We start from the raw sequence: 7,385 nt of genomic DNA on the forward strand, positions 1-7,385 counted from the left end.
CAGATGCTCACCATGCGACTGGGAAAGAGACCTTCAAGACCCACTAAACCCGCCTACCGCGCCGGCGACATCCTGACGCTCAGGTCCGGCGGACGCCCAATGACTGCCACCTGGAGCGGACCGGTGCTGTTCGCGCCGGGCAACTGGCTGATCTGCCAGTGGTTCGGCAACGACGGCGAACTGCAGCAGGAGATGTTTCCCGAGGAGACGCTCGCACGGGTGCACAACGCGCTCGCCGCCTAGAGGGCAATAGCAGAGTAGCAACGGATCAGCCGGCCACCGCCGGGCGACCGTGTGTATTGCGCCGCACGCCTTTGCAGTGCGGCGCTTTTTTTAGTTTCAGCCCAACGCGGCGAATGCCGGCACACTGTGCGACAACACCGCCGCTGCGACGAACACGCCGATTATCGCCAGCGCCTCAAGATACAGCACGTTGACGAAGGTATGCGCGTCCATCGTCGAGGCCGTGCGGCGCAGGCGCGGCAGCGCCAGGAAGCGGTTGAGTCCGCCGAGCACCAGCGCAAGCGCGACCAGCACAAGCTTCAGCGTCAACACATGGCCCCACGTGCTCATCTGGATCGCTTCGAATGAGCCGCCCGAACCGCGCACGGCATTGAAGATACCGGTAAGCAGCACCAGTCCGACGGCCACCACCGATACGTTCGACACCTGCGTCGCCGTGCGGATCAGCATCCCACGGGCGGTCGACGTGCCGAGCGCCGGCAGGACCGAGAGCCCCGCCGCCATCGCCAGCCCACCCCAGACGCTCGTGACCAGCACATGCAACGTCTGCATGCCGATTGCCGCCGACGCGGGGCCGGCGTCGGCCGCATGCCCAAGCGACGCCTTGCCCGCCGCGATCGCGATCACCGCGAGCCACAGCAGCGCATTGCGCAGCATGCCCGTATGACTGGCCATGGCCGTGCCCAGCAACACCAGCGCGCCGGCAAACGCCACGCTCCAGCCATAGCCCACATGGGTTTGCGTCAGCACGGTCGGCACCACGCCGATAGCCGACGGCAACGCCACGCCGCTCATCGACGCCGCCTGATACAACAGCCAGCCAAGATCCGCGAGCACCAGCACGACGGTGGCCGTCAGCATCGACCGTTGCGCGCGCAACCAGGCGGGCCGTGCCGGCGCGATCTTGACCTGCGCGTCTTTGGCGAGCCACGCGCCGAGCAACGCCGATCCGACGGCAAACGCAAACGCGACATTCATGAGCGCGGCCATGGCGACCTGCCCGATCCACAGTCCGTCCATGCTCATTTGACGATGAACGCAAAGTCGCCCTGGGTGCGGTGGCCGTCCGTGGCAACCGCAGTCCACCGCACCGCGTAGCGGCCGGCCGTCAACGGCGGCAGCGCCAGATGCATCACCTTTGCATCACTCTTGTCGACTTGCGCCGCAGCCGACGCGGCGGGCTTGCCGCTCGCGTCGCTCAGTTCGATCTTGCTGAAAGCCGGTTCGAGCGGCTCGGTGAAACGGATCGTCACTTCAGTGACGGCGGCCACCTGGGCGTTCGCCGCCGGCTCGCTCGACACCAGATGCGCATGCGCGAAAGCCGTGGACGTCATGACCAGCGCAGCAGCGCCGAGCGTCAACGCACGCAGCGCCGGACGGGAAAAATTGAATAGCTTCATGTAAGGCCGATAGCTTGTGGAAAGTAAAACAATGGACGTTGAGCCAAGGGGCGTGTGCTTCGAACAGACGCCGGCGCGCCCGGAAGTGTACGCTTCGATAGTTGGCGCGCGCGTCGGTTCAACCTGCTTTGTTTCACAAACCGGCCGGGACGGCACGTGCGCCGGCGATCCCGCGAACAAAATTGAGACGACCGGGCCACTTGCCAGCCGGTGGTACGCGTCAAACTGTCGCATGCCTGTGACAGCTGGAACCTTCTCTAATGTGGCAAATAGTCACCATCACCCTTCGATGATAGAATTCCGCGTCGCCGCAGCGCCGGCTGCCCTTCACACCGAGCCGCTCGAAGTTCGGTCAGGTCCCCGATTTTGATGGAGTTACGCGTGTCTTCAAGACGCATTTTCCGCCCGTTGCTTGCCCTTCTGCTGATCGGCTCCGCGGGTGTCTATAGCGCTGCGAAAGCGCAGACTCAACCGAAGGCCCCCGATACGATGGAAGCGCGCGTGCAAGGCTGCACGGCCTGCCACGGCTCGCATGGCCAAGGTACTGACAACGACTACTTCCCGCGTCTGGCGGGCAAGCCGGCTGATTATCTGTACAACCAGTTGCAGAACTTCCGCGAAGGGCGCCGCAAGTACCCGCCTATGAACTATCTCGTCACGTATCTTTCTGACGACTACCTTCATCAGATCGCAACGTACTTCTCGCAGCAACGTCCGCCGTACCCCACGCCGGCCAAGCCGACCGTGTCGGCGAGCATCGTTGCGCGCGGCCAGCAGATCGTCCTGAACGGCGACGCATCCAAACAGATTCCGGCTTGCGCGGCTTGCCACGGCAAGGCGCTGACCGGCATGGAACCCGCTATCCCGGGTCTGGTCGGCCTGCATGCTGACTACATCAGCGCGCAATTGGGCGCATGGCGTTCGGGCTCGCGCCATGCCATCGCACCGGATTGCATGCACACCATCGCCACCCGCCTGACTGACGAAGACGTGAACGCCGTTGCTGCCTGGCTTTCCACGCAAAAGGCTCCACAAAACCCCGTGCCGGCTCCGGCCCGCTCGTTGAAGACTCCGCTTGCCTGCGGCAGCGAACCGCAATAAGGCACCGGGAGAGACACTCAAATGAAACGCAAGTCTTTGTTCGCCCTCTCGGCAGTCGTCGTCGTAGCGGCTGCCGCACTCGTTCCCGTCCTGTGGTCGGGCGGCGACAACCTGCATAACGGCACGGCCATGGCGGCCACGCCCGCCGACCAGGCCGCGCTGATCAAGAAGGGCGAGTACCTCGCCCGTGCCGGCGACTGTATCGCCTGCCACACGGTGCGCGGCGGCAAGCAGTTTGCCGGCGGCCTGCCGATGCTGACGCCGTTCGGCACGATGTTCACGCCGAACATCACGCCTGACGACCAGTACGGTATCGGCAAGTGGACGCAGGACGACTTCTACCGTGCGATGCATACGGGCCGTTCGAAAGACGGCAGCCTGCTGTATCCGGGCTTCCCGTTCACGAGCTACACGAAGGTCACGCGCGCCGACTCGGACGCGATCTACGCGTACCTGCGCTCGGTTACGCCGGTCAACGTGCCGAGCCGTCCGCACGAACTGAAATTCCCGTTCAACCAGCGCAACATGCTGATCGGCTGGCGCACGCTGTTCTTCCGCGAAGGCGAGTACAAGGCTGATCCGACCAAGTCGGTCGAATGGAACCGTGGTGCGTACCTGATCGAAGGCCTCGGCCACTGCGGCATGTGCCACACGTCGATCAATGCAATGGGCGGCCCGGTCAACTCGGCTGCGTTCGCCGGCGGCTTGATCCCGCTGCAGAACTGGTATGCACCGTCGTTGACGTCGAACAAGGAAGCCGGCCTCGGCGACTGGGAAACCAAAGATATCGCCGACCTGCTGAAGACCGGTGTATCGCAGCGCGGCGCGGTGTTCGGTCCGATGGCTGAAGTGGTTCACAACAGCCTGCAGTACATGTCGGACGAGGACATCAACGCGATGGCCACGTACCTGAAGACGATTCCGCAGAAGAGCGAAGCGCCGGAACCGCTGCAGCTCGAAACTTCGGAAAAGTTCGGTGGCGAACTGTTGAAGCAGGGTCAGAAGATCTACGCTGACAACTGCGCGAAGTGCCACGCGGAAAATGGCCTCGGCATGCCACACGCCTTCCCGCCGCTCGCGAACAACCAGTCGATCCAGATGCCGTCGGCGGTCAACCCGATCCGTATGGTGCTGAACGGCGGTTACCCGCCGAGCACGGAAGCCAATCCGCATCCGTACGGCATGCCGCCGTTTGCTCAGGCGCTGTCGAACACGGAAGTGGCCGCCGTCGTGACGTACATTCGTATGTCCTGGGGCAACCACGGTACGGCTGTGTCGCCGCAGCAAGTGTCTGATCTGCGTTCGGCGCCGCTCGACTAAGCAGCGCGAGATGCACCTGGGGCGCGGCCTGCGAAATAACGCGGCCGCGCCCTTCGTTTTTTCAGGACCGGTATCATGTGGGTGGTATAAACCCTGATGGAACCGCGCAGGAGGAAAGAGCCGTGCATGTCGGTGAGCGTTTCAACAGCATTACCCATCTCGTCGGCGCCGTGCTGTCGGTGGCGGGGCTGGCTACGCTCGTGACAATGGGCGCGCTCGACGGCGACGCGTACAAGGTGGTGAGTTTCAGTGTCTACGGTGCGATGCTGATCGTGCTGTATGCTATCTCGACGCTTTACCACAGCGTGCGCAACCCGCGTGTCAAAGCGGTTCTGCAAAAATGCGACCATTCGGCGATCTACCTGTTGATCGCCGGCAGCTACACCCCGTTCACGCTTGTCACCTTGCGCGGACCGTGGGGCTGGTCGCTATTTGGCGTAAGCTGGGGGCTCGCCGCTCTCGGCATCGTGCAGGAACTGACGCTCGGGCGACGCACCCGCAGCGTTTCGATGGTGCTGTATGTATTGATGGGATGGCTCGCGCTCGTTGCCGTCCGCCCGCTGGTTCAAGCTTTACCAGCAGCGGGTACCGCCTGGCTCGTGGCCGGCGGGATCATCTACAGCGTCGGTATCTACTTCTTCATCAACGACGAGCGCATCCGGCACGGACATGGTATCTGGCACCTGTTCGTACTGGCGGGCAGTCTGTGTCAATTCGTCAGTGTTGCGCGCTACGTCGCGTGACATCCCACGGCGGCGAAATGCAACTTAAGGCCAGTCAACGTGTCTGCATAGCGCGTTGAAGCATTCGGCACGCGTATGAAGCGTGCCGCCGATTTCTCTGCGACCGGAACTAGGCTTCGGCCTCGAACGCGCCATGCGGGCGTGTTCATGCCGTGCTTGTGCCTGTTTGAGCCCGCTTGGGCCGGATCAGGCCCCTGTGTGCCGTTCGCGAAACTGCATTGCAAAGAGCATTTATGTCTTTTGATTCCCTCGGCTTGTCCGAACCGCTGGTCCGCGCTGTACACGAACTCGGCTACACCACCCCGACTCCGATCCAGACGCAAGCGATCCCCGCCGTGCTGAACGGCGGCGACCTGCTGGCCGGCGCGCAGACCGGCACCGGCAAGACCGCCGGCTTCACGCTGCCGATCCTGCAGCGCCTGAACACCATGCCCGCCGTCACCACGGCGTCGGGCAAGCGCGCCGTGCGCGCGCTGATCCTCACGCCGACGCGTGAGCTGGCCGCACAGGTCGAAGAAAGCGTGCGCGCCTATGGCAAGTACCTGAAGCTGAAGTCGACCGTGATGTTCGGCGGCGTCGGCATCAATCCGCAAATCGGCGCGCTGCGCAGCGGCGTGGACATCGTCGTCGCGACGCCGGGCCGTTTGCTCGACCACATGCAGCAGAAGACCATCGACCTGTCGCATCTCGAGATTCTGGTGCTCGACGAAGCTGACCGCATGCTCGACATGGGCTTCATCCACGACATCAAGCGCGTGCTCGCGAAGCTGCCGCCGAAGCGTCAGAACCTGCTGTTCTCGGCCACCTTCTCCGACGAGATCAAGACGCTCGCCGACAATCTGCTCGACTCGCCGGCGCTGATCGAAGTCGCCCGCCGCAACACGACGGCTGAGACGGTCGCGCAGAAGATTCACCCGGTCGACCGCGACAAGAAGCGTGAAATGCTCACGCACCTTATCAAGCAACACAACTGGCACCAGGTGCTGGTGTTCACGCGCACCAAGCATGGCGCAAACCGCCTCGCCGAACAGCTGACCAAAGACAGCATCAGCGCGCTGGCGATTCACGGCAACAAGAGCCAGTCAGCCCGTACCCGTGCGCTCGCCGAGTTCAAGGACGGTACGCTGCAAGTGCTGGTCGCCACCGACATCGCGGCCCGCGGCATCGATATCGATCAACTGCCGCACGTGGTCAACTACGATCTGCCGAACGTGCCGGAAGACTACGTGCACCGCATCGGCCGCACAGGTCGCGCAGGCGCGACGGGCGAAGCGATCTCGCTGGTGTGCGTTGACGAACTGCAACTGCTGAAGGACATCGAGAAGCTGATCAAGCGTCCGGTGCCGCAGGAAGTGATCGCCGGTTTCGAACCGGATCCGACCGCAAAGCCGGAGCCGATTCTGCGTCGCGGCCAGGGTGGCGGTGGCGGTGGTGGCCGTTCGCCGCGTCAAGGTCAAGGTGCGCCGAAACGTGACGGCGCATCGTCGTCGGCAAAGCCGGCGCAACGTTCGGGGCAACGTCCGTCGAATGGTCAGCAGCAGCCGAAGCCGCAAGGTGCGAAGCCGGCCGGCAACGGCGGTCAGCCGCGCCGCGACGGCCAGCGCCATGACGGCCAGCCGCGTGCAGCGGCGCACGAAGGCAGCGCTGCGCAACACGCCCCGCGCAAGCCGCAGGGCGCGAAGCCGCAGGGCGCAAAGCCGCAAGGCGGCAATCCGGGTGCGTTGCTGGGTGGCGCAAAGCCGCGCAACGACGGCCCGCGTGGCGGCCAGCCTACGCGCAGCGGTCAGCGCGGCCGCTAAGTGGCCGCTTAGTGGCCCCTAAGTTTCAGGCACTGCCTGCTCGCTAGCCGTCGTCCCAGACTACCGGCTAGCCGCAGCGGCAGCTTGCTTCAGGTGCTCGATCTGCCGTTCCCATCGATCGAGCACCGCCTCTCCTTCCCCTTCCAGTTCGAACGTAATGCCGCTTGTCAGGCGCGCATAACGCACGCTCTGCGCCTCCCCTGTGTCGATCGAGCCAATGAGGTACACGAGGCCGCCGTTGTCGCCTGTCGCGCCCGCTAGCGGCGTGCAACGCAACTGCACCTGATAGAACGCCTCGTCGCAGACGAACGTGAGCGCGGCCTGGCCGCTTTGCGCGATCACGCGCGCCGCCCGAGCCTGCGGCCACAATGCGATGCACAGCGTGCGGGAATCAGGCGCGTACAGCTCGCCAACGCCGAGCAGCGACGTGCGCACATGACCGTTCGCATCGACGGTCAGCAGCGACGCGGTGAATCCCGTCTTGCTCGCCAGAGACGAACCGTCGAATAGCGCGCGGACGGCGTCGGGCCATTCGTCGAACACATTCTGTTCGAGCGGACGTTCGGGTGAAGGAGAATCGCTCATCGTATCGATCCGGTCACGATCCGGTTAAAAGCAGATTGCGAGGGTTGCATGGATCCATCATGCCTCGAAAAAAATGGCCCGCGGAGGGTGTAATTAGTTTTGTGTAAACGGTCATTTGGCAGGAGACTGTCAGTAACAGGAGCGACGATGACCGTAGCGAAACGCAACAAACGAGTGAAACCCGATCCTGAGCT

At 63.7% G+C, this 7,385-nt stretch carries 8 protein-coding genes; 5 read left to right on the top strand and 3 right to left on the bottom strand.

Annotation, left to right across the window (positions count from 1 at the left end):
• Positions 1-12: 12 nt before the first annotated feature.
• A complete protein-coding gene (locus KHO23_RS24175; RefSeq protein WP_211613882.1) occupies positions 13-243 on the top strand; it encodes a YodC family protein in 231 nt (76 codons plus the stop codon).
• Between the two features lie 96 nt (positions 244-339).
• Here KHO23_RS24175 and KHO23_RS24180 read toward each other — a convergent pair whose 3' ends face one another.
• Positions 340-1,269 carry a CopD family protein gene (locus KHO23_RS24180; RefSeq protein ID WP_211613862.1) on the bottom strand — a complete coding sequence of 310 codons (930 nt, stop codon included), beginning with the start codon at positions 1,267-1,269 and terminating at the stop codon, positions 340-342.
• On the bottom strand, positions 1,266-1,643 hold the full coding sequence (gene copC, locus KHO23_RS24185; RefSeq protein WP_211613863.1) for a copper homeostasis periplasmic binding protein CopC: 378 nt from the start codon (positions 1,641-1,643) through the stop codon (positions 1,266-1,268). The genes KHO23_RS24180 and copC overlap by 4 nt, the downstream gene beginning before the upstream one ends.
• A 369-nt stretch (positions 1,644-2,012) precedes the next feature.
• Here copC and KHO23_RS24190 point away from each other — a divergent pair, with 369 nt between their 5' ends.
• From KHO23_RS24190 to KHO23_RS24205, 4 genes are all read left to right on the top strand, one after another.
• Complete coding sequence (locus KHO23_RS24190; RefSeq protein ID WP_093635543.1) at positions 2,013-2,744, top strand: c-type cytochrome; 732 nt, start codon at positions 2,013-2,015, stop codon at positions 2,742-2,744.
• A 21-nt stretch (positions 2,745-2,765) separates the two neighbouring features.
• Complete coding sequence (locus tag KHO23_RS24195; RefSeq protein WP_211613864.1) at positions 2,766-4,064, top strand: c-type cytochrome; 1,299 nt, start codon at positions 2,766-2,768, stop codon at positions 4,062-4,064.
• A 122-nt stretch (positions 4,065-4,186) separates the two neighbouring features.
• On the top strand, positions 4,187-4,807 hold the full coding sequence (gene trhA / locus KHO23_RS24200; protein ID WP_211613865.1) for a PAQR family membrane homeostasis protein TrhA: 621 nt from the start codon (positions 4,187-4,189) through the stop codon (positions 4,805-4,807).
• A 233-nt stretch (positions 4,808-5,040) separates the two neighbouring features.
• Entirely contained in the window at positions 5,041-6,606 is a 1,566-nt protein-coding gene (locus KHO23_RS24205) for a DEAD/DEAH box helicase (RefSeq protein WP_211613866.1), read from the top strand.
• A gap of 60 nt (positions 6,607-6,666) precedes the next feature.
• Here KHO23_RS24205 and KHO23_RS24210 read toward each other — a convergent pair whose 3' ends face one another.
• Positions 6,667-7,191 carry a pyridoxamine 5'-phosphate oxidase family protein gene (locus tag KHO23_RS24210; protein WP_211613867.1) on the bottom strand — a complete coding sequence of 175 codons (525 nt, stop codon included), beginning with the start codon at positions 7,189-7,191 and terminating at the stop codon, positions 6,667-6,669.
• Positions 7,192-7,385 lie beyond the last annotated feature (194 nt).

The organism is Paraburkholderia haematera (genome assembly GCF_905220975.1).
In the GTDB taxonomy this organism is placed as follows: domain Bacteria; phylum Pseudomonadota; class Gammaproteobacteria; order Burkholderiales; family Burkholderiaceae; genus Paraburkholderia; species Paraburkholderia haematera.